This is a genomic window from Clostridium oceanicum, assembly GCF_039521385.1.
Lineage (GTDB): Bacteria > Bacillota > Clostridia > Clostridiales > Clostridiaceae > Clostridium_F > Clostridium_F oceanicum.
In genome coordinates this window covers 58,252-81,589 of the sequence record NZ_BAAACG010000010.1, presented here as the reverse complement: position 1 = coordinate 81,589, position 23,338 = coordinate 58,252, and the positions used below count along the sequence as shown (strand labels likewise).

The 23,338-nt window shown below is 27.1% G+C and carries 15 protein-coding genes; 11 read left to right on the top strand and 4 right to left on the bottom strand.

Annotation, left to right across the window (positions count from 1 at the left end; translation table 11 throughout):
- The first annotated feature begins 146 nt into the window (after positions 1-146).
- Entirely contained in the window at positions 147-6,518 is a 6,372-nt protein-coding gene (locus ABDZ71_RS10935; protein WP_343761616.1) for a DUF4073 domain-containing protein, read from the top strand.
- A gap of 295 nt (positions 6,519-6,813) precedes the next feature.
- Here ABDZ71_RS10935 and ABDZ71_RS10930 read toward each other — a convergent pair whose 3' ends face one another.
- The 3 genes from ABDZ71_RS10930 to ABDZ71_RS10920 all read right to left on the bottom strand — a co-directional run bounded on the left by ABDZ71_RS10930 (position 6,814) and on the right by ABDZ71_RS10920 (position 9,560).
- Positions 6,814-7,473: a FusB/FusC family EF-G-binding protein gene (locus ABDZ71_RS10930; RefSeq protein WP_343761615.1), complete on the bottom strand. Its 660-nt coding sequence runs from the start codon at positions 7,471-7,473 to the stop codon at positions 6,814-6,816.
- A gap of 306 nt (positions 7,474-7,779) precedes the next feature.
- Positions 7,780-8,058, bottom strand: a complete 279-nt coding sequence (locus ABDZ71_RS10925) for a CD3324 family protein (protein ID WP_343761614.1) — start codon at positions 8,056-8,058, stop codon at positions 7,780-7,782.
- 968 nt (positions 8,059-9,026) lie between these two features.
- Positions 9,027-9,560 (bottom strand): nitroreductase family protein, encoded by a 534-nt coding sequence (locus ABDZ71_RS10920; protein WP_343761613.1) that lies wholly within the window; start codon positions 9,558-9,560, stop codon positions 9,027-9,029.
- A gap of 304 nt (positions 9,561-9,864) precedes the next feature.
- Here ABDZ71_RS10920 and ABDZ71_RS10915 point away from each other — a divergent pair, with 304 nt between their 5' ends.
- On the top strand, positions 9,865-10,461 hold the full coding sequence (locus ABDZ71_RS10915; protein ID WP_343761612.1) for a TetR/AcrR family transcriptional regulator: 597 nt from the start codon (positions 9,865-9,867) through the stop codon (positions 10,459-10,461).
- Between the two features lie 146 nt (positions 10,462-10,607).
- Positions 10,608-12,011, top strand: a complete 1,404-nt coding sequence (locus ABDZ71_RS10910) for an aminotransferase-like domain-containing protein (protein ID WP_343761611.1) — start codon at positions 10,608-10,610, stop codon at positions 12,009-12,011.
- Positions 12,012-12,101: 90 nt separating this feature from the next.
- Here ABDZ71_RS10910 and ABDZ71_RS10905 read toward each other — a convergent pair whose 3' ends face one another.
- Positions 12,102-12,782, bottom strand: a complete 681-nt coding sequence (locus ABDZ71_RS10905; RefSeq protein WP_343761610.1) for a DinB family protein — start codon at positions 12,780-12,782, stop codon at positions 12,102-12,104.
- Between the two features lie 521 nt (positions 12,783-13,303).
- Between ABDZ71_RS10905 and ABDZ71_RS10900 the strand changes: the two genes are divergently transcribed.
- The 8 genes from ABDZ71_RS10900 (at position 13,304) to ABDZ71_RS10865 (ending at position 23,221) form a co-directional block, all read left to right on the top strand.
- Positions 13,304-14,413, top strand: coding sequence for a C45 family autoproteolytic acyltransferase/hydrolase (locus ABDZ71_RS10900; protein ID WP_343761608.1), 1,110 nt, complete (start codon positions 13,304-13,306; stop codon positions 14,411-14,413).
- Between the two features lie 23 nt (positions 14,414-14,436).
- Entirely contained in the window at positions 14,437-15,306 is an 870-nt protein-coding gene (locus ABDZ71_RS10895; protein WP_343761607.1) for an AraC family transcriptional regulator, read from the top strand.
- Between the two features lie 443 nt (positions 15,307-15,749).
- The gene (locus tag ABDZ71_RS10890; RefSeq protein ID WP_343761606.1) at positions 15,750-16,331 is read left to right on the top strand and encodes an anthranilate synthase component II; all 582 of its coding nucleotides are present in this window, start codon (positions 15,750-15,752) and stop codon (positions 16,329-16,331) included.
- 76 nt (positions 16,332-16,407) lie between these two features.
- On the top strand, positions 16,408-17,757 hold the full coding sequence (gene pabB / locus ABDZ71_RS10885; RefSeq protein ID WP_343761604.1) for an aminodeoxychorismate synthase component I: 1,350 nt from the start codon (positions 16,408-16,410) through the stop codon (positions 17,755-17,757).
- A 388-nt stretch (positions 17,758-18,145) separates the two neighbouring features.
- Positions 18,146-18,910, top strand: a complete 765-nt coding sequence (locus ABDZ71_RS10880) for an aminotransferase class IV (protein WP_343761603.1) — start codon at positions 18,146-18,148, stop codon at positions 18,908-18,910.
- A gap of 118 nt (positions 18,911-19,028) precedes the next feature.
- The gene (locus ABDZ71_RS10875) at positions 19,029-20,249 is read left to right on the top strand and encodes a NupC/NupG family nucleoside CNT transporter (protein WP_343761602.1); all 1,221 of its coding nucleotides are present in this window, start codon (positions 19,029-19,031) and stop codon (positions 20,247-20,249) included.
- A gap of 106 nt (positions 20,250-20,355) precedes the next feature.
- On the top strand, positions 20,356-21,384 hold the full coding sequence (locus ABDZ71_RS10870) for a LacI family DNA-binding transcriptional regulator (protein ID WP_343761601.1): 1,029 nt from the start codon (positions 20,356-20,358) through the stop codon (positions 21,382-21,384).
- Positions 21,385-21,487: 103 nt separating this feature from the next.
- Positions 21,488-23,221: a phospho-sugar mutase gene (locus ABDZ71_RS10865; protein WP_343761600.1), complete on the top strand. Its 1,734-nt coding sequence runs from the start codon at positions 21,488-21,490 to the stop codon at positions 23,219-23,221.
- Positions 23,222-23,338 lie beyond the last annotated feature (117 nt).

Sequence of the window (23,338 nt, the reverse complement as noted above, 5' to 3'; positions counted from 1 at the left end):
TCATTTATATTATTGTTTTTTAAATATTTATTTAATATAATATTAATAAATATTAAAGTTATTCGATAATTAACCTGGGGGAAAATGAATGGGTATTAATACCTATTTATATTTATACAAATTTTATTTTAAGGAGGATAGATTTAATGATCGCTAAAAAACAAAAAAGAATATCTTTAGTAGTATTTGTCAGTATGCTGTTTTCACTTTTACCAGTGAATGCATTTAATGCATTAGCAAGTTCAAATGGGGTAAATGAGCCAACACTTACTGAAGAGGTAAAGTATTCTGAATTTTTCGACGGCTTAACAAGATTTATTAATGAAAAGGTTTCTGATAACACAGGAAAGGATGCATTAAATAATTATTTAAAAGATACTAATTTTGAAAAAGCTATAGCTCAAAGAGAATTCATTAGAAAAGCTGGAGCTTCAACAATTGAAGCGTATGCAAATACAGAGGAAAAGAAAAACTTTATAAATTGGATTCTTAATAATAAGGAAGCTATGAATCTTTTCTTAGAAGGTGGAGAGCCAGATACTGAATATTCAAAGGCTTTTGATGTTTGGTTTGAAATTTACACTAAGGATTCTGATTCACACAGAGGTTACGAATTAAAGTTAGCTATTGCAGCTGCTATGAAATTTGGTAATGGTGTTCCAAAATGGTATACAAGTAGAACTTTAGTAACTCCCTATGAAAGGTATGAGTATTTTAAAGTTCGTGAAGCTGAAGGAAAATTTCCTATAAGCATGAAAACAAGAACAGTATGGGAACTTAGAAATACAATAAAAGCTCCTTGTAGCAACTGGGATTTAGACTATGTAAGAGAAGTAATTCATAAAGATAGATACAATGAAGAAAGACAAAAGGTAGCTGTAAGATATCCACCATATACTGCTAACAGTATATATAAAGATGAAAATGGAAATCCATATAGTGTATTTAGAGCTAGTGGTGATCAGTTTTTTGGACCAGATGCAACAATTAAAGAAGTACATGAAATAGGTGGAGTTTGCGGTACCGCATCTAAATTTGGTACTATTACAAACAACGCTTTTGGTATTCCAGGATTTAATGTTGGACAACCAGGACATGCAGCTCATGTTTATCATTCACCTAATTCAGATGGAAAATGGGATCTTGGATATAATATATCTGGTTGGGGAAAATCAGTAGTAGGCCAGCGTACTTATATTCCTTATACTAATTATGACGACATATCCAGTAACAGACCAGCATATTGGTTTATTTATGAAAAAGCTAGAGAAGATGAAGAAGCACTCCATAGATCACATCAACTTAAATGGATTGCTACTGCACTTACAGATTATAATAAAGCCCAAGCAGTTAGAAAAGTTGCAATGGAAACTAACAAATGGAATATAGATGTTTGGCAAGATTACATAAAAGCAATTAAAAACTTATGGAATAATTCTATGGAAGAAACAAAAATACCATCAGATAAAATGACTGCAGAAGCTACAAGTGCACATTCATCAAGTGAAGGTGCTGATAAAGTTATAGATGGTAATACTAGCACTATATGGCATACAAGATATGGTAGAGATAAAGCTGAACTTCCACAATCAATAACTCTTTCATTTGATAAAGTCTATGAAATTAGTAGATTTTCATATGTTCCAAGACAAAGTGGTAACAACGGTCATATAACTGAGTATAATCTCTATACAAGTGTTGATGGAGAAAACTATAAATTAGTTTCTCATGGTAATTGGAGAGATAACTCTAAAACAAAAACTGTAGAATTTGAAAAAACAAATGCTAAATATATAAAACTTGAGGCTCTAAACGGTCATGGTGGTTTTGCTACAGCTTCAGAACTTAAGGTATATAGACCTTTTGAAAATAAGCCAATGACAATAGAAGAAAGATATAAATTGGCAGATTACATTATAAATGAGCTTAAAGAGGAACCAAGAGTTGTATATGATTTATTTAGATCAATACAAGATTTAGTATTAAATAAAGAAACTTCAAGAGAAAAATATCAAGAATACATGGTTAATTTAAATTCAATGCTAGAAGAAGCTTATGAAATAAATGGGAAAGAAAAACAAATAGCTGAAGAGATTAAAAATTTAATGCCTTCACATGGATTAAGTTTAGCAGATTTTAATTTTGATGGTGATAACGCTGGAAGATTAGTAGGAGGTAAAACTGATACTGAATACAGTCTTGATGGCGGTGAAACTTTCAAACCTATAACAGAAGAAAATATGAAACTTAGTCAAGAAGAGATAGATTCTATTACATCGGAGCATGGAATTAGATTAAGACTTAAAGGAACAAGTGAACATATTACTATTCCTATAAAAAAAGCTCCTTCTTTACCTAAAATTTATGCAAATGATGATATGAATAAAATATTTGGATTAAACGATAAAGTTTACTATAGTACTGATAATGGAAAGCAGTGGACTAGATATAGAGATGAAGATAGTCTTCCAGATTTATCAGGAGATGTGAATTTTACAGTTAAAATTCCAGGTCAAGGAAAAACTTTAAGAAGTGAAATAAAAACATTTAATTTTACAAGTAAAGTTAATCCGGAAATTGTTCTTCCATCAGATATTGAAAGTGCTAAAGTTAATGTTTCAAAAAGTACTGATATAAAAAATGCATATGACGGAAATATTAATTCATATTTTCATACTAATTTTAGTGAAAATGGACAAAAGATGCCACAGTGGGTTACATTAGAGCTTAAAGAAGCAAGTGATATTTATAAACTTGAATATGTTCCAAGACAAGATGGAAACACTCAAGGGCGTATTACTGAATATAAAATTTATGCAAGTTCTGATGGTGAAAACTTTACACTTGTTTCAAAAGGTAATTGGGCAAGTGATAACAAAACTAAAACTGCGGTATTTAATGCTAGAGGTGCAAAATATATAAAACTTGAAGGTGTAAAAGCTGGAAGAAATTATATAGCTGCTGCTGAAATAAAACTTTACAAAACTGAAACTTTAATACCTCATGTAAGCTTTAGTTTTGATGGATCTAATGCTGGTAGACTTATAGGTGCAAACACTAATATGGAATACAGTATAGATAACGGAAAAACATGGAATAATGTAACAGAAGTTAATATGAAATTAACATCAGAAGATTTTATAAAAATAAATCCAGAAAGTATTATTAGAGTAAGATTTAAAAATACAACAGAAGCTTCTGAAATAAGCTTTGCAGCTTGCACAAGAGTTCCTAATGTAGAAGGAGACGATAGTAAAAACACAATAACAGGTTTAGATGATACTATGGAATATAGTATAGATTCCGGTGAAACTTGGACAAGCTACAATGAAGAATTTAATGTAGGATTAAGAGGTAATGTTAACCTATATGTAAGATATAAAGCCACAGGTACAACTTTCGCTGGTGAATATAAAGTATTAAATTATACAGCAGAAAAGACAGAGAGATTTGATGAAAGGGTTACTTATAAATTTATAAGTAAATCTACAGGTAGAAGTATTGATGTTTCAGGAGGAAGTAGAGAAGAAAATGCTGACATTAAACAATATGGACCTCACGGTGGAGCAAATCAAACTGTAAATCTAGTAAATATTTCTGGAAATCAGTATAAAATCGTAATGATAAATAGTGGTAAAGTATTAGTTCCTAAAGATTCAAGTACTGAAGATGGAGCAACTTTAGCTCAAACTACTTATACAGGTGAAGATATTCAAAAGTGGGAAATTGTAAATCTAGGTGATGATGAATATGAAATAATTAATGTAGAGACAGGTTATGCTATAACAGCAAATAACAATCGTTCTACAATTAATATTAGTAAACTCTCTCATAGCAATAATCAAATTTGGTCTTTAACTTATCTTAATGATGTAGTAGTTCCAGAAGTAACCTTTAGCTTTGATGGGGAAAATGCAGGAAAAATTATGGGAAGTACTAGATCTATGGAATATACTATAGATGGAGGACAATCTTGGAAATCAGTTTCTACAGATAATATGACTTTATCTAAAGAAGAGCTAAGTGAAATTAAATCAGAATATGGAATTAAAATTAGAGTTAGAGGTAATGCAGGTATTTTAAAAATAGATACTAAGGATAAACCAGCTACTCCAAATGTTAAAGCTAATGATAACAAAAACATTATAGAAGGAATAAATTCTTCTATGGAGTACAGTAAAGATGTCGGTGAAACTTGGACAAGATATTCAGAAGATAGTGTACCTAAGTTTTTAAGTGATGTAGATGTATTAGTGAGAATCGCAGGGAAAGGGGTAACTCCTCCAGGTGAAAGTAAAAAATTAAGCTTTACATCTAAAATTACTATTGCTCTTTATAAAGAATTTGATCCAATGAAATATGTAACAACAGAAGATTCAGAAGGAAATGATATAAGAGGCAATATTGAAGTTACAGAAAATACTGTAGATGTAAATAAAAAAGGAATGTACTCAGTTAGTTATAGAATCACAGATGGTGATGATGAAAAAACAATAACAAAAGAAGTAGAAGTAGTAAGTGATTTAACTTACTTAAGTGATATTGACTATAAAAGTGCAAAATGCGGTTGGAGAAATATAAGAAAAGATACTAATGTTAGTGGCGGAGAAATTATACTTCATTCAATCTACGGAAAAGATACCTTCCAAAAAGGAATGACAGCTCATGCGCCTTCAGAAATAGTATATGATGTTGAAAATAAAGGGTATACAAATCTTGAAAGTTATATTGGATTAGATAACACTTCATACACTAGTAGTGCAACGGTAATATTTAAAGTTTATGTAGATGGAACTTTAAAATATGATTCAGGTGTTATGGGGTCAAAAGATCCTTCTAAATATGTAGATGTTGATATTAAAGATGGAAAAGAGGTTAAACTTGTAGTAGATTCAAATGGAAGTAATAGCTCTGATCATTCAGTATGGGCAGATGCTAAATTTACAAAAAAAGATTCAGCTCCTGTAATTAAAGCAACTAACGTAGCTTATGAAAAAGATGATGAAATAAACTTTGATGAAATATTAAAAAATGTAAAAGCAACAGACATTGAAGATGGAGATTTAACTTCAAAAGTTACTTACACTACAAACTATACAAAAGGAAGCACAGGAAACTTTGACATTGTGTATAGTGTAGTTGATAGCGAAGGGTATAAGACAGAAAAAACTGTAAAACTTATAGTTGTAAATAGTAGCATTTATGTATCAGATACTGATTGGGCATCAGCAAGATGCGGTTGGTCAACAACTAAAAAAGATTTAACAATAAATAGTAGACCACTTGTGATTTGGGATGGAGAAAAAGAAGTAACTTATGAAAAAGGCATAGGAAGCCATGCTCATTCAGAAACTATTTATAACTTAGAAGGCAAGAATTATGGATACTTTACAAGTTATGTAGGAGCATCAAGAGAAGGTAACTATAGAACATCTGTAGAATTCAAAGTTTATGTAGACGGAGAACTTAAAGCAGAAACAGGTGTTATGAGAAAAGATACAGCCTTAAAGTTTATTAAAGTAAACATAGCTGGAGCAAAAGAACTTAAATTAGTAATTACTAACGCAGATGATGGTAATGGAAATGATAGTGCAATATGGGCAGATTCAAAATTCCTTATAGCAGATAAAACTGTTATGGCAGTAGACACTTCTAAACTTCAAGAAGCTATAAAAGAAGGAGAAGGTTTAAAGGAAACTGACTATGAAAAAGACTCATGGGATAATATTAAAGGAAAGATAGAAGCAGCAAAACTACTTTTAACTAAAGGTGGAGCGGATCAAGCTAAAGTTGATAAAGCAGTAGAAGATATAAGATTAGCTATTTCAAGTCTTGAAAGATTTAAAGGGGAAAGTCCTGTAATAAATGCAAAGGATCTAAGCTTTTATAAAGGCGAGGATATAAACTTTGATGACATACTATCTAAAGTTACAGCAACAGACTTTGAGGATGGAGACATAAGCTTAAAAGTAACATACACAACAAATTACGTAAAAGATAAAATAGGAGAATTTGAAATAGTATATACTGCTGTAGATAGTCATCAAAATAAAACAACTAAAAAAGTTAAACTAGAAGTAAAAGAAAAATTTGTTTATGCAAGTGATTTAGATTGGACAAAAGCAACTACATCTTGGGGAAGTGTGCAAAAGGATAAATCAACCTCAGGGGATACTTTAAGATTATGGGACGGCGAAAAAGAAGTAACATATGAAAAGGGAATCGGAACTCACGCTTATTCAGAAGTAGTATACAATTTAGAAGGAAAAGATTTTAAATACTTTAAGAGCACTATAGGTGTTAATAGAACAGCAAATTACAGAGGATCAGTTAAATTTAAAGTTTTCGTAGATGAAAAACTGGTATATACATCTGATCTTATGAAGAAAGATACAGCTGCAGAATCTATTAAAATCCACCTTGAAGGTGCAAAGATAATTAAATTAGTTGTAGATGATTCTGGAAATGGAAGAGGAAATGACCACGCAAACTGGGCAGATGCCAAGTTTATACAGTAAAATTTACGAGTTTACCATGAGCTTGTACAGATGCTAATTTTATAAATTTAATTATATAATTAGCATGAAAAGTGTGAAAATACCAAGATTAAAATCAGAAGGTATAGAATGAAAATCTTAATATAATAGTGCATAAAATATAAAACACAACACATATAAATCAATGTATTTTCATAAAAAATATAAAAACATAGAAATAAATTTAATGGTATTTTTAGATAAAACAAGTAAAAAAGAAAAGTAGATAGACTTGTGTAAAAACCCTAAGAAGAGAATCTTCTTGGGGTTTTACTTGTTATTTTATATTGTTAACATCCTTTAGAATTTTTTCAAGCTTTTCTGTAGATACAATTCTTTCGTTACATTTTTTACTATCTAAACATATATGAAGGCCTATTGACCTATAAGAGCCTTTCTTAGAATTACCTGATTTACAAACACATGAAACAAAAGCTACTTTATTTGGACCACCTACAGTATTACAAAGTGCACATTTGTGGGTGTTTTTAGAATTAGAATCTAAAATCCTACAAGTCATTTTTAGGAGAGTACCATTTATATTGTAAGCTACAAATAATTTTTTCTTTGATTTATCAATAAAACCAAGGTATACATTCTTTGAGTTTTGCTTATCTAAATCTGGTAATTTTAAATTTTTTTCTTTTTTAAATAATTTAATAATTTGTGTACTTGTAAGGGCAGGCATTCCATATACATACTGATCTAAGTTAGATAAATAATTATTGATATAAGAAGGTTCAGTTATTTTAGTAATATCAAGTAGATTTTTTTCTTGTTCAGATAGATTAGTAAAAAGATTTAATATTTTTTCATTTATACAGGATTTGTTTACCTTAATAATATTGCTGTCTAAACAATTTCTAAAAGAGTTGTTTAAATCATATAAACATTTTTTTATATAATTATATTCTTGTTTTTTTATAAAAGATTTCATAAATCTAGCACCTTTCTTTTAAGATTTTAAATTTTTAATATAGAAACTATAAATTTATATAATATAATTTCACATCAATTTCTTATTAATTGAAAAATTTATAATCTTTCTTAATAATAAAAAGATGATTGCTATTACTCCAGCTGAAAGTAATAGTAATCATCTTTATTTAAAACATAATACATTTATAACTATCTTAGTTAAAGCTTGCTTTAAATTAAAAATATACCTTTCATTGGATCGTTACAATGAAAGCATAACATAGGTTAAAATAAGCATTCAATCTAATAAATAGTTCTGTAATGATTATGAGTGTAGATGCTTTTGCTGACTTATTATTCTTCTTATACTTTTTTCTGATAAGTAATACTCTTGAGTTAATTTATAAACAGTAGTACCTTTAATATATTTTTTATAAATCTCAGCATTTCTTATTTTAAGAACACTTTTTATACCACTTTTTTCTCCCCAGGATTTATGATTTTCATTTTTTCTAGGGATATAAAGATATTTTCCATCTACATATTTTTGTATTATTTTAAGAATTTCTTCTGGTAACACATCCTGTGCTTTTGCATATTTCATTTTCTTACTCCTTTACTTTATCTTAGTTATTAATAAAGCAAAGAATACAAAAAAGCTATGTGTTACAGAACCTAAAACATGTATTCATTTCAGCTAACTTAACAGCTTAGGCTCCATACAAAGCATAGCTGACTTTGTTGTAGTCTTTGCAAGGAGCAAGCTGATTTGGAGCTGAATGTACGACAGACTTTCATAAAAACACCTCCCACATGTTACAGTTTATTATAGCATAATTAAGTTAAATTTGAATATATAGGTAATAGTTCCTGGATTAGATCTATATTGAAAAGTTTTATAGAATGTAAATAGAGGGCTGTATTTATAAGTGGAGTAATTTTATTTAATTATAAGAAATCTTGCTTTTTTATATTATAGATATTTTTAGATCTGTGCTACTAGTAAAGATTACATAGGGGTAGATTGCTTTTTATAAGTAATTGAACACTTTAATATATAAGTAGGGAGCGTAGAGATTAAAAGTATTTATATGGATGCTTTTAAAGTAGTGAAATAAATAATAAGAATAGTAATAGATTAGATAATTGATTTGAAAAAATAATATGAACAATGGAATTAAGGGACTGCCTTAAAGATAGAGAGCAGTAATCTGGGCAATCCCTTAATTTAAAAATATATTTCCAATATATATTAGAAAGGAATGGAATTGGAAATAAATTCGATACCCTAAAAATGCTGAACCACTGTCATTTAAAGGACAAGTTACCGTCTAATAACTTGTAAACAGTATATAATATTATTTATAGTTATAGTTACATATAAACTTAAATGAGTAATATATTATCATAAAATGTACAATATTCAGAAAAATGCAACGCTTATGAATCTTAAACGTTACTTTTATAAGTTTTTAAATAAGTTTCTTATTATTAAGAAAATCATGATTTCTAATAAATTTTATAAGTTAAAAGTAAGGTAACTTTAAGTTTCCATAGTTATCTATAACTAAACTAATCTATTTTCTTAGGATATTTTTCATATAATATTGTTTCACTAAGAGGTTTTCTTTCTGTATTATGACGCTTGAGACTTAAAAAACCTTCCTTTGGATATCCTAAAATTATCAAAGCAGTAGGTTCTATATATTCTGGTATATCAAATTCTTTACTTATAATTTTAGGATCAAATAATCCAACCATTACACTTCCAATATTTAATTCTCTAGCTTGAAGCATCATATGGTCGCAAATAATACCAATATCTAAATCACCAGAACATTTTTGATCAAAAGGACGTATTAAAGACTCTCTTGTATCACGACAAACAATAAGAACACAGGAAGAACCAAAGGTTTTATATGCCTTTTGAACTTTACATATATTTTGAGGCTTTTGAACAACAATAATTCTTTGAGGCTGCTTATTACAAGCAGTAGGGGCAACTCTTCCAGCAGATAAAATTTTATCTAAATAAGCTTTAGGTATTATTTTTTCTGTAAATCCACGAGTGGTACATCGTTTTTGTGCTAATTCTAAAAAATTCACTAAAATTCCTCCAGTTACATTTATATAAGATTTCATAATATTGATCAATATTTATTTTTATAATATCTATTTATTTTTCATAAATAATGCAGAAGTTTAACTGTTTTTTATATTAAACTATCTTAGTGTAAACAAGTGATATTAGTCTATTTTTATAAGATTAATCTTAAAACAAGAATAATTATTCATATTTAGATAATATCATTAGGCTATATACCTGTCAATGAAATAAGAATAAAGATTCATGTTTTGTTGACCTAGTGATAAAGGGGAAGTATAATTATTAAAAAAGGAGGTATAGGAGATGAGTAATGTAAGAAAGCCAGTACAAAAGCGATCAATAGAAAAGAAAGAAAAAATATTAAAAGCAGGATTTGATCTTTTCTGTGAAAAAGGATATCATAAGACAAATACTATAGATATTGCTAAAGGTGCAGGAGTTTCAATTGGTGCCTTATATAGTTATTTTAAAGATAAAAAGGATATATACGTTTTATCATTTGAACAGTATCTTAATTCTTTTTCAAAACTTTTATTTGAAAAACTACAGGGATTAAAAAAACCCTATACCCTTTCTGTTTTTGTTGAAAATTGGATCTCCTTATATATTGATTTATATGCTACATCAAGTAAAGCATTAGTTCAATTAAGAACTATGATGTTAGAAGATAGAGAAATAAACCATCATTTTTGTAATTTTGAAAATGAATATTTTTTAAAAATAATTGAAATGCTTAATGAAGACAATATTAATTCTGATAATTTATTTGAAAAAGTATATATTTCTTGTATATTAGTGGATGCTTTAAATAGGGAAAAATCGGCATTCCCTCATAATTCTTTAAAGTTTGATGTTTTAAAAAGTGAGATTACAAAAACAATATCTAATTTGTTATCTTAAAAAATTTAATAATAAAAATTATTAAAGATAAATACGATACTCTAGTTAACAATTAATATAGAAAATTAGATAGAATAAATTTTATTTGAAAGTGCTTGATCTAATCTTTCTAGTTATTACGATAGCTATTTTGTTGGAGGAGATTTATGATTATAAACTGGAAACCAGATAAATCAATAGAAACCCCATTATACATTCAGATAGTTGACTATTTTATAAATATGATAAAAAAAGGATATTTTGTAGCTAAAGAACGTTTTCCATCTCAAAGAAATTTGGCAGAAATATTTAGTGTTAATAGAAGTACTGTAGTTCTAGCTATGGATGAACTTAAAGCCCAAGGATTTGTAATAACTAACGGAAAAGGTGGTACTTATGTATCTAAACATTGTTGGATAAAAAATAGAGAGAATATTACATTAAATAGTTTTTTATCATTGGGTATTTTAAAAAGAAAAAATAAAATATATAAAAAAATAGAAGAAAACTATTCAAAGGTAAAAGTGGATTTTTCTAAAGGAGAATTAGATGAATCTTTATATCCGAATAATACTATGAAAAAAATTATAGCTGAAGTAAGTTTTGAAATCTCAGATTTGTCTTATGGAAATAAGAATGGAGATAAAGGCTTAATTAAAAAGATAAAAGAAGAAATGATTGATCTTGGAATAGATATGGAACAAAATGATATATTAATAGTTTCAGGAGCTACTCAAGGATTATTCCTTGTTGCTTTAGGGATGATATCTCAAGGTAACATTATAAAAACAAGAATGCCCTCTTATATGAAGTCTTTAGAGATTTTTAATGCTGCAGGTTTAAAAATTGAAGATTTTTCATATGATAAGAAAACCTTATATAATGCTTTTTATATGATACCTACTTTTCATAATCCAACAACAAATTTAATGAGTTCTTTAGATAGAGAATTTTTTATGAATAAATATGGTCGTCATAATCTTATAATAGAGGATGATGTCTTTAGAGATTTATGGTATGACAGTGAGCCACCTAATCCATTAAAGTCTTATGTTGGAGGAGAAAATGTTATTTATGTAAATAGTTTCTCAAAAACTCTTGCTACAGGATTAAGAGTTGGGTGGATTTGTGCTTCTTCTGATATTATTAAAAAATTGAGTGAAATAAAATCTCAAATAGATTCAAGTACTGCTTTAATAAATCAAAAGATAGTTTTAAAGTGGCTTGAAAGCTCTGAATATGTTAAAAATATTAATAATATTAGAAAAGAACTAAAGAAAAGAAGAGATTTAATAGATGATATACTTAGTAGGGATTTTAAAGATATATTTTTATGGAGTATACCAAAAGGTGGATACTATTATTGGATAAAATCTAAAGATAACATAAAAGCCTTAGATATTTTTGAAAGAGCATTAGAATATGGATTATTAGTTAATCCAGGAGATTTATATGGAGAAAAAGAATCCTCTAGTATTAGAATTTCTTTTGCAAGCTGTGAAGAAGAAAAAATAAAAGGAGGATTTAAAATCTTAAAAAAAGTAATGAATAGTTTGAAATATGGTTTGTAAAGAGAGTATAAAATATATATTTAATATATATAACCTAACATATGTAATGAATCATTATATGATTTTATTGTAAAAAAGAAGAACTTATTGTTAAGCCTTCTTCTTTTTTACCTTTTTGGCAGCTAAAGATTCATTTATGTGAACTACATGATGTCTTGTTCCTGGCATTAATATGATCCCTGCTACATTTTTTCTTCCCCAAAAATCAATAAGCCAATTTGAAGCTTCTACATTTAATACTGCTTTTTCATCTAATATACGTTGTAATTTATTTTTATCAAATTTTCTTTTCATATCCTTAAAAGATAGGGATTTAATTATATCTCTTGTATTTCTTCCAACAGCTATTCTATAATTTTTTAATTCTTCCATATTTATATCTTTACTAAAATCCATTATTTCATTTTCACACATTGCATTACCAGTATCTGTGATCTTTGAGTTTGTTTTTTCTTGCCAGTTTCCTTTATTGAATATTTGATCCTCTCCTGCAACTAATAGATTCATTGTTATATCCTCTATCCTTGTAGAATGCCAAATACCATATGCAATAGTACGGCCTTTTTTATTTTTTGAGGTTTTAAATGTGTTTTCATCTAATCCTTCCCATAGCTCATCTTCAAAAGTTTTTTTATTAATTCCAGACATAAGGGATGAATGGACCATTGAATGGAGTTTCAGTGCTAACTTTTTACTATCTTCAATTTTATCAGGTTTTAAAATTATACCTCTTAAATCTTTTATCTCTTTATTCCAGGATTTTAAATCCATTTAATATTCACTCCTTTTTTATATAAATTATACAATTTATAATAATTATACCTTATAAAATTAATATATTTAAAGGATTTATTGGTTAAATGCTAATATTTTTTCAAAGGGCTACTTAGTTTTTATAAAGGATAAAAAAAGCCTATATCTTATATTATTATATGAACTAAGATATAGGCTTTTTCTAATATATTTAACTCCATTTTTTAATTTTGAGAAAGTGTACTCTTAAAATTAAAGTTAGTATAAGGGTAATCTCTAATACAAAAAGTACTCCTGCTACCTCATGATTAGGGAAACAATCTGATGCAAATAAAATTGGTATTAATACATAATATAAAAATGATAAAGATAGCAGAAAATATCAGGAATATGTTTTCTAAAAATGATAACTTTATATCATGAGGCATATGAAAATAACTAATAGGATTAACAATATAAATCTTTTAAAGTTAAAGATGTGCCTAAAATAAAGTCTTGTGTTAGTTAGCATACAAGATATTATAAGGAGAAGAGTAATTATGATAAATTTAAAAGCTTATTATTATGAATTAGAAGGTACAAACTATGAAGTAGGTAAAATTCTAGGAGAAAAAGTAAAAGCTATACCACAGTTTGTAGAAATGCAAAAAATGGGAAAATCTCCTTTTTCAAAAGAGGAAGAAATACAAATTACAAAAATGTTTGATGAATATTGTCCTGGAATCAACGAAGAAATTCAAGGATTTACAGATGCATTAGGAATTGATAGATTTAGAGCTATATATTATTTTATGTCCTATCTTAAACCAGGATGTAGTCAAATGGCTGTATTACCTAAAAAAACAGAGAACAATCATGTATTATTAGCTAGAAATTATGAGTTTAATGATAAAATGGAAGAACTTACTTTATGTACTACAAAAATCAAAGGGAAATATGCTCATATAGGTACATCTATGATGCAGTTTGGTAGAGGTGATGGCATGAATGAATGTGGACTTGGAGTTAGTCAAACATCAGCAGGAATGCCAGTAGGAAATTTTAAAGAAGCTAGAAAACCAGCAATTGTAGGACTTCAGTTTTGGGTAGTTATAAGGTCATTATTAGAAAACTGCAAAGATGTTAATGAAGCTATAGCTTATGTAGAAAAGATGCCAATAGCCTATAATATAAATCTTTTAGTAGCAGATAAAAAGGGGAATGTAGCTTTAATTGAAACTTTAGATGGTAGAAAAGCAATAAAATCTATTTCAGCTGATACAAAAGAACAATTTTTATGTTCTACTAATCATGTTCATTTAGAAGAATTGAAAAAATTTGAGCCTAAGAGTATGAAAAATTCAGTAGTACGATATAATTTAATTAATAAATATTTAAATGAAAAAGAAATAGTTACAAAAGATAATCTTAAAACATTTTTATCAACAATGTATCCAAAGGGACTATGTTGTCACTATTATGAAGATTTCTTTGGTACTTTAAGAGGAATGGTATTTGATTTAAATGATGGAAGTTTAGATGTATGTTTTGGATCTACTGCTTTAAATCATTGGCATACTTTTAAAATAGGTAACAAAGAAAAGAATTTAGAATACGAAGTTAAAATTGTAAGAGACAAATCTCCAAAGGACTTTTATGAATTGATATAAATAAAAAAGGAGTTTATATATTTATGGATTATATTAAATCATTTGAAAAAGCTATTATATATATTGAAGAGAATTTAAATAAAGATTTAAAAGCAGAGGATGTATCTAAGTTTATAGGTTATTCTTATTATCATTTCACACGTTTATTTCAAGGACTACTAGGAGAAACCCCTGGAAACTATATAAGAAAAAGAAGACTTTCAAAAGCAGCAGATGATTTATTATATAAAGATAAAAAAATCATAGATATAGCATTAGATTATAAGTTTAAATCACCAGAAGCATTTGCAAGAGCATTTAATAAAATCTATGATGTAACTCCTACAGAATATAGAAAAAATAGAATTAATGCATTCAAAGGGAATAAGAAATATATAGATGAGGAAAGATTGAAACATATTTTAAATAATATTACTATTAAGCCAGTAATCAAAGTTATACCTGAAATTAAAGTTGTAGGTATAAAAGGGAAAACTACATTAGAAAATAATATTTTACCGGATTTATGGAAAACTTTTAACGAAAATATTTCTAAAGTAATAGATAAAAAAGAACCTATTAAAGGATATGGAATATGTGAAAATGATAAACCATACAACCAGTTTGGCGAAAATATAGAGTATAGCGAAATTGTAGCAGTGGAAGTTACATCCTTTAATTATATACCTGAAAAAATGGTGACTAAGGTTATAAAAAAAGGAAAATATGCAGTGTTTACTCATAAGGGAAGCTTAGATAAATTACAGGAAACCTATGAATATATCTGGGGTACATGGATTCCTTCCTCAAAAGTAGAACTTGATATGAGAGATGATTTTGAAATATATGATGAAAGATTTAAAGGAAGAGATAACCCTTTATCAGAAATTGATATTTGTATACCTATAAAGTAGGGAAGGTATATTGTTCTTTAGATTAAATGGTGTTGTTTAATGTTTAGCTAATCTTACTGAGGTTATTAATTCAATTATGTATAGCTTCTATATATAAGCAAAATTTAGAGAAATGGAATTTATGGATGGCATGTAGTATAGTATCGTAAGCTAATGTAGAAGTTAATTTTATAAAGATATAGTAGCCATAAAGGTTTTAACTAAAACTAAAACAGGTTTATAAAATAACTTATATTTAAGATAAATTAACCTTAGTAGTAATTTAGGTAGGCAAGTATGTTTACATAAATAAAATTATGTAAACATACTTAAATGTAAACTAAAAAGTATAAATTTAAATTTACAAAATAACATATAATAATATAAAATAGTAATAGTAATTTAATAATGTAAATTTAATAGAATTAAATTAAAATAAATAATTTGGGAGATATAAAATATAAATGTTTTTAATGATTGATAATTATGATTCTTTTGTCTATAACTTAGTTAGATACTTTGAAGAACTTAAAGAAAAGATAGTAGTATATCGCAATGATAAAATTACCATAAAAGATATATACAATATGGACCTTGAGGGTATAATAATATCCCCAGGTCCTAAATCTCCAAAAGAATCTGGAATATGTTTAGATATAATAAAAAATTTTAAAGGGAAAATACCTATTTTAGGAGTGTGTCTTGGCCATCAAGCTATTGCTTATAGTTTTGGTGGAAAGATAATAAAAGGAAAAGAGCCGGTTCATGGAAAAATAAGTGAAGTATATCATAATAATAGAGGAGTTTTTAATAATATAAAAAATCCTTTAAAAGTTACTAGATATCATTCCTTAATAGTTGAAAAAAATACATTATCTACTGATATTGAGATTACTTGTGAAACAAAAGATGGAGTAATAATGGGAATAAGACATAAAAAATATAATATAGAAGGCATTCAATTTCATCCTGAGGCAGAGCTTACAGAGAAGGGGCACGAAATATTAAATAACTTTATAAAAGAATGTAAAAGCTTAAGGAATTAATAGATATGTATTAAATGTACAAAATAAAAAGAATGAAATAACACAGAAATTTTATTATTAGCTTAGGGAGATAAATATGGATATATACATAAAAGAGTTAAAAACTACCTTAGATTTTAAAACTATTTATTCTATATTTAAAAATGAAAAAAACACTTCTTTTTTAGATAGTAGTTTAAAAGATAAATCTATAGGAAGATATTCATTTATAGGATTAAATCCTTTTTTAAATTTTAAAGGATACCAAAATACTTGTATAAAAAATGGGGATATATATGAAGGGGATATTTTTAAAGAGCTAAATCTAATATTAAATAAATATAAAATTAATAATACTACAGATATACCTTTTATAGGTGGAGGAATTGGATATTTTTCTTATGATTTAGCTAGAAATATAGAAGAAATACCTTCTATATCAAAAGAAGATATAAATGTGCCTTATTGTTATTTTAATTTTTATGACAATATAATTATATATGATAATATAAAAGATAAAATTTTTATAACAGCCTGTGGTATGCTTAAAAATAAAAAAGAAAGTATAACTTTAATCGAAGAAAAAATACATAATTTCAAAATAAAAAAAGAAAATCATAATTATAATAGCAATTCTAGCTTTACTTCTAACTTTTCAAAAGAAGATTATTTAGAAAGTATTAAAAAAGTAAAAGATTATATAAAAGATGGAGACATATACATAACAAATCTAACTCAGAGATTTCAAACTAAAGTAAAAGAGGATCCTTTTTTAATATATGAAAAACTTAGAGATATAAATCCAGCACCTTTTTCAGCTTATTTAAATTTTGATGACTTTAAAGTAATATCTTCATCACCAGAAAGATTTTTAAAAATAGAAGAAAGAAAAGTTCAAACTAGGCCAATAAAAGGAACAAGACCTAGAGGATGTAATAAAAAAGAAGATCAAAAGAATAAAGATGAACTTATAAATAGTGAAAAAGATAAAGCTGAATTACTTATGATAGTTGATCTTGAAAGGAATGATTTAAGTAAAGTTTGTAAACCCTATTCTGTTAAGGTAAGAGAGCTTTTTAAATTAGAGGAGTATAGTACAGTGTTTCATTTAGTTTCAACTATAGAAGGAAAGTTAAAAGATAGTGTAAATAGTATTGATTGTATAAAGGAATGTTTTCCAGGAGGGTCTATAACAGGTGCTCCTAAAATACGATCAATGGAAATTATTGATGAGATAGAAAAAGTTAGAAGAAATATTTATACAGGATCTATAGGATATATAGGTTTTGAAGGAAACGTTGATATGAATATAGTTATAAGAACTATACTTATAAAAGAGGGTATAGCTTATTTTGGTGTTGGAGGAGGAATAACCTCTGATTCTGATATACATATGGAATATGATGAAACATTAGACAAAGCAAAAGCTCTTATGAGGGTATTATAATAATTATAGTAATCATGCATAATGCCGATATTGATATTTTCTTTGCCCTACAGGTATTATAACAACTACAGCTTAAATTTACATAGTTATATATGATTTTTAGGAGTTAAGCTCTAAGAGCATGTATTACGTAAAAAGATAGGTAGTAATGAATCCTAATTTTATGTAAGTGGCTTATTTATTTGAAATATGAAAAAGAGTTTTATTAACAAAAATGGAGAGAAGTTTATGTGTGTCTTCATTCTTTGAAATATAGGTTTATATATTATATTAAATGATTAAATTATAGACTACATTGATTATATGTAGTCTATGTATAAATATAGTAAAATCAGTCCGGTAGGGTGTACTATGTACTACACTAGATATATAGAGGGGATAGCTTTGTATGATAATCTTAAATGATAAAATTTGTAAGGATAATAAAATTTTTTTAGATAGTGGCTATAATTTTGGATATGGTGTTTTTGAAACTATATTAGTAAAGAAAAATCCAGTTATGTTGGAAGATCATATAGAAAGATTAAATAATTCACTTAGAATTCTTAATATAGATAAAGAAATTACTAAAGATTATATGCTTGAAAAATGGAGACAAATAAAAGCTTCAAATTGTGTATTGAAAATTTCTGTGTCAGAGAATAATACTTTAATATCAACTAGGGATATACCTTATAATAAGGAGCATTATAAAAAAGGTTTTTCCCTTTTAATTAATAAGAGCATTAAAAAGAATCCTTTTTCAAATTGTACATACTTAAAAACATTTAATTATATGGATAATATTATTGAGAAAAGAAAAGCTAAAAATCAAGGGTTTGATGAAGTTTTATTTTTAAACACTAATAACAAAATATGTGAAGGAAGTATTTCTAATATATTTTTTGTAAATAACCATAAAATATATACTCCTGCTTTAAAATGTGGTCTTTTAAATGGTATAGTTCGTAAGTGGATAATAGATAATTTTAAAGTTATAGAAGGAGAATATACTATAGAAGATATTATTAACTCACAAGAAGTTTTTATAACTAATAGTATTATTGGTATTATGAAAATAACAAAAATAAATGAAAAGGTATTATCATTAAATAATCCTAAAACTTGTGAAATACAACGATATTATGATAATTATATAAATATATGTAAATAAACTTGAATTTTATGCCTTGGATATATTGACGAAAAGTAGTAAAAAATGTTATATTATTTATGGAAGCGTTATCATAAACGAAAATACATATAATTTATTGAATTGAGAGGAGATCATAATGAGTAAATTAATAGGTGTCTTAGGGATCATAGTTTTTTTCAGTATAGCTTATATTTGTTCTAATAATAAGAAAAAAATCAACTGGAAATTAGTAATCAAAGGAATGATATTGCAATTAGCCTTTGCTTTTCTAATATTAAAATTTCCACCAGGAAGAAAGTTCTTTGAGGTTATAAGTGGTCTTATAACAAAGTTATTGGATTTTACAAAAGATGGGACCGCTTTCTTGTTTGGTGATTTAATAAATCCAGATAAATTTGGTAGTATATTCGCATTACAAATATTACCAACAGTTATATTTTTCTCATCATTAATGGCTGTTTTATACTATTTAGGAATTATGCAGTTTATAGTATCTTGGATGGCTAGAGGAATGCTTAAAGTATTAGGAACTAGTGGTGCTGAAACTTTATCTGCTGTTGCTAACGTATTTATAGGACAAACTGAAGCACCTTTAGTTATTAAACCATTTATTTCTAAAATGACAAAATCAGAATTATTTACAGTAATGGTTGGTGGAATGGCAACTGTATCTGGTGGAGTAATGGCCGGATATATAGCTATGGGAGTTAATGCAGGACATCTACTTGCAGGAAGTATAATGGCTGCACCCGTTGGACTTATAATTTCTAAAATATTAATACCTGAAGTAGAAGAATCAGAAACTAAAGGTAAAATTGCTATGGATGTAGAAACAGAAGATTGTAATATTATAGATGCAGCTGCTAGAGGAGCCGGTGAAGGATTAAAACTAGCATTAAATGTTGGTGCAATGCTACTTGCTTTTATAGCTCTTATTTCATTAATAAATGCTCTTTTAGGATGGGTTGGCGGATTATTTGGAGCTGGCTATCTAAGTTTAAATTGGATATTTGGAAGATTATTTGCTCCTATAGCATATATAATGGGTGTTCCAGGTCAAGATATATTAAATGCTGGAGATTTACTTGGACAGAAAGTAGTAATCAATGAATTTGTGGCTTACGCTGGTTTAAGTGAACTTATAAAATCAGGAGCTATAACACAAAAGACTATTGTAATTTTAACATATGCTTTATGTAGTTTTGCTAACTTTAGTTCTATAGCAATACAAATAGGAGGTCTAGGTGGACTAGCCCCAAACAGAAGATCAGATATAGCTAAATATGGTCTTAAAGCATTACTTGCTGGTGCCCTTACAACATGTATTACTGCAACAATCGCCGGAATATTACTATAAAATAAAAAAAACATTAAATTATGTTTAAATAAGATTAAATATGTAGTAATATAATATGTATATATAAGAAATGGCTTTCTTACATATTCATAAAGGGGAGATACACATGGCAGTAACCATTGGTGACATAGCAAAAAAAGCTGGAGTATCATTAGCTACTGTTTCTAGAGTACTTAATAATTCTGGCTATGTAAAATTAGAAACAAAAGAAAAGATACTAAAAGTAATAAAAGAACTAAACTATACTCCTAGTGCTATAGCTAGGAGTTTATCGAAAAACGAAACCAATACAATAGGAGTAGTAGTTCCTGACATAAACAATCCTTACTTTGGAGAAATAATAAAAGGTGTAAGTAGTATTGCAGATGAAAATAATTTAAATATTATTTTGTTTGATACTGATGAAAATATTCAAAAAGAACTAAAGGCTTTAAGTGTTTTAAAGGAACAGAGAATAAAGGGAGTAATTATAACGCCTACTTCAGCAGAAAACGATTTTAATAGTGAATATTTAAACACTTTAGAAAATTTAGGAACACCTATAGTTTTGGTAGCAGGAGAAATAAAGTATTCGAATTTAAGTGGTGTATTTGTAGATAATATAAAAGGAGCTTTTGAAGGAGTAGAAGCATTAATAAAAGAAGGCCATAAGAAAATTGGAATAATAACTGGTAGATTAAGCTCAAAGCCAGCTTCTGATAGACTTTTAGGTTACAAAAAAGCCTTAGCTTTAAATGATATACCTATAAATGAAAACTACATATTCAATGGAGAATATAAAAAAGAAAATGCTTATAAAATAACAAAAGAAATTTTAAACATGAAAGATGAAGAAAGACCTACAGCATTATTTATAAGTAATAATATGATGACTTTAGGATGTATGAAGGCTCTTTTAGAAGAAAATAAAAGAATCCCAGAAGATATAGCTATTGTAAGTTTTGATAAAGTAGAAATTTTAAATATGCTTGGAATTAATATAAGCTATATAGATGATTCTACAAAAGATCTTGGGAAAACTGCCATGAAAATGTTAGTTGAGAATATAAAACAAAAAGAAAAACATGAAACGAAACGAATAACATTACCACCAAAACTTTATTTAAATGGATCTGAGAAATATTTAAATAAATAAAATAGAAATAAAAATATTTCATATTTAACTTATATGAAATATTTTTACAAAATAAATGGAAGCGATACCACATTAATTAATTGTATTTATAGGAGGCATAAAAATGGGTTATATGGAAGTATATAATGAATGGTTAAATAATGCTTATTTTGATGAATCTACAAGAGAGGAATTAAAAGAAATAAAAAATAACAAAGAAGAGATAGAAGATAGATTTTATAAAGAATTAGAATTTGGTACAGCAGGATTAAGAGGAAAAATAGCTGCTGGTACTAATAGAATGAATTTATATATAATAAGAAGAGCTACTCAAGGATTAGCTTACTATATAAAAGATTTAGGAGAAGATTACATTAAAAGAGGCGTTGCTATAGCCTATGATTGCAGACATTTTTCTAAAGAATTTGCTAAAAATGCAGCATTAGTTTTAGCAGCTAATGGTATAAAAGCTTATCTTTTTGAAGACTTAAGACCAACACCAGAGCTTTCATATACTGTTATAAAATTAAAAACAGCTGCAGGTATTGTTGTAACTGCAAGTCATAATCCAAAAGAATATAATGGCTATAAAGTTTATGGAGAAAATGGAGCACAAATTTTATCTGATGCAGCAGAAGCTATTACTGAAAAAATATCTTCTATAAAAAGATTTGAGGATGTAAAGATTATATCAGAAGAAGAAGCTAAATCTAATAATCTTTTAGAGATACTTGGCAAAGAAATAGATGATCAATATATGGAAAAAGTTAAAGCTTTATCTATAAGAAATTCAAAAGAAGAATTAGATAAAGATATAAAGGTTGTATATACTCCTTTAAATGGTACTGGAAATATTCCAGTAAGGAGAATACTTAAAGAAAGAGGATTTAATAATATAGAAGTTGTTAAAGAACAAGAAAATCCTGATGGAGATTTCCCTACTATTGAATATCCAAATCCTGAAGATATAAGAGCCTTTGAATATTCAAAAAAATTAGGTAAAAAAATTGGAGCAGAAATTTTAATAGCTACAGATCCTGATTGTGATAGATTAGCTTTAATGGTTAGAGATAAAAATGGAGAATATGTATCATTTAACGGTAATCAAACAGGAGCTATACTTATAAAATATATACTTGAAGGAAGAAAAGAAAAAGGAATTCTATCAGAAAAAGGTATTTTAGTAAAATCTATAGTTACAGGAGATTTAGGAAAAGTTATAGCTAAAAATGTTGGAGTTAAAACTTTTGAATGTTTAACAGGATTTAAAAATATCTGTGGAACAGCAGTAGAACTTGAAAAAACTAAAGGATATAAATTTGAATTTGGATATGAAGAAAGTATTGGTTATACTACAGGAGATTTTGTTAGAGATAAAGATGGTGTTATTTCATCAATGTTTCTTTGTGAAGCCGCAGCTTACTATAAAAAACAAGGAAAAACTCTTTTAGATGTTTTAAATGATATATTTAAAGAGTATGGATACTACAAAGAACATTTAACATCTATAGTTTTAGAGGGAATTGAAGGAAGTAAAAGAATAAAAAGAATGATGGAATCTTATAGAAAAGATTATCCTAAGGCAATATTAGAAAGTAAATTAGTAAAATATATAGATTATAGAGAAGGTACTGAGTTAAATTTAGAAACTTCAGAGTCTAGTAAAACTAGTATACCAAAATCTAATGTTTTAAAGTTTATATTTGATGATAATTCTTGGTATGCTTTAAGACCTTCAGGAACAGAGCCAAAGATAAAATTATATATATATGTAAATAATAAAAATGAAAATAAAGCAGTGGAGAAATTAGAAGCCTTTAAAGACACAATTTCAAAAATATTAAATTCAATAGAATAAGAAGTTATTAACATTTAGATATAGTATTTAAAGGTTCATATGTGTTTGAACTTTTAAATTGAAAAATAGAAATTAAGTATTATAAAAATAAATTAAAGTTAATTTTAAATGAGAGGA

Coding starts and splice junctions, on each gene's coding strand:
- ABDZ71_RS10935 (WP_343761616.1), top strand. CDS start 147: ATGATCGCTAAAAAACAAAAAAGAATATCTTTAGTAGTATTTGTCAGT.
- ABDZ71_RS10930 (WP_343761615.1), bottom strand. CDS start 7,473: ATGAAATCTTTTATAAAAAAACAAGAATATAATTATATAAAAAAATGT.
- ABDZ71_RS10925 (WP_343761614.1), bottom strand. CDS start 8,058: ATGAAATATGCAAAAGCACAGGATGTGTTACCAGAAGAAATTCTTAAA.
- ABDZ71_RS10915 (WP_343761612.1), top strand. CDS start 9,865: ATGAGTAATGTAAGAAAGCCAGTACAAAAGCGATCAATAGAAAAGAAA.
- ABDZ71_RS10910 (WP_343761611.1), top strand. CDS start 10,608: ATGATTATAAACTGGAAACCAGATAAATCAATAGAAACCCCATTATAC.
- ABDZ71_RS10905 (WP_343761610.1), bottom strand. CDS start 12,782: ATGGATTTAAAATCCTGGAATAAAGAGATAAAAGATTTAAGAGGTATA.
- ABDZ71_RS10900 (WP_343761608.1), top strand. CDS start 13,304: ATGATAAATTTAAAAGCTTATTATTATGAATTAGAAGGTACAAACTAT.
- ABDZ71_RS10895 (WP_343761607.1), top strand. CDS start 14,437: ATGGATTATATTAAATCATTTGAAAAAGCTATTATATATATTGAAGAG.
- ABDZ71_RS10890 (WP_343761606.1), top strand. CDS start 15,750: ATGTTTTTAATGATTGATAATTATGATTCTTTTGTCTATAACTTAGTT.
- pabB (WP_343761604.1), top strand. CDS start 16,408: ATGGATATATACATAAAAGAGTTAAAAACTACCTTAGATTTTAAAACT.
- ABDZ71_RS10880 (WP_343761603.1), top strand. CDS start 18,146: ATGATAATCTTAAATGATAAAATTTGTAAGGATAATAAAATTTTTTTA.
- ABDZ71_RS10875 (WP_343761602.1), top strand. CDS start 19,029: ATGAGTAAATTAATAGGTGTCTTAGGGATCATAGTTTTTTTCAGTATA.
- ABDZ71_RS10870 (WP_343761601.1), top strand. CDS start 20,356: ATGGCAGTAACCATTGGTGACATAGCAAAAAAAGCTGGAGTATCATTA.
- ABDZ71_RS10865 (WP_343761600.1), top strand. CDS start 21,488: ATGGGTTATATGGAAGTATATAATGAATGGTTAAATAATGCTTATTTT.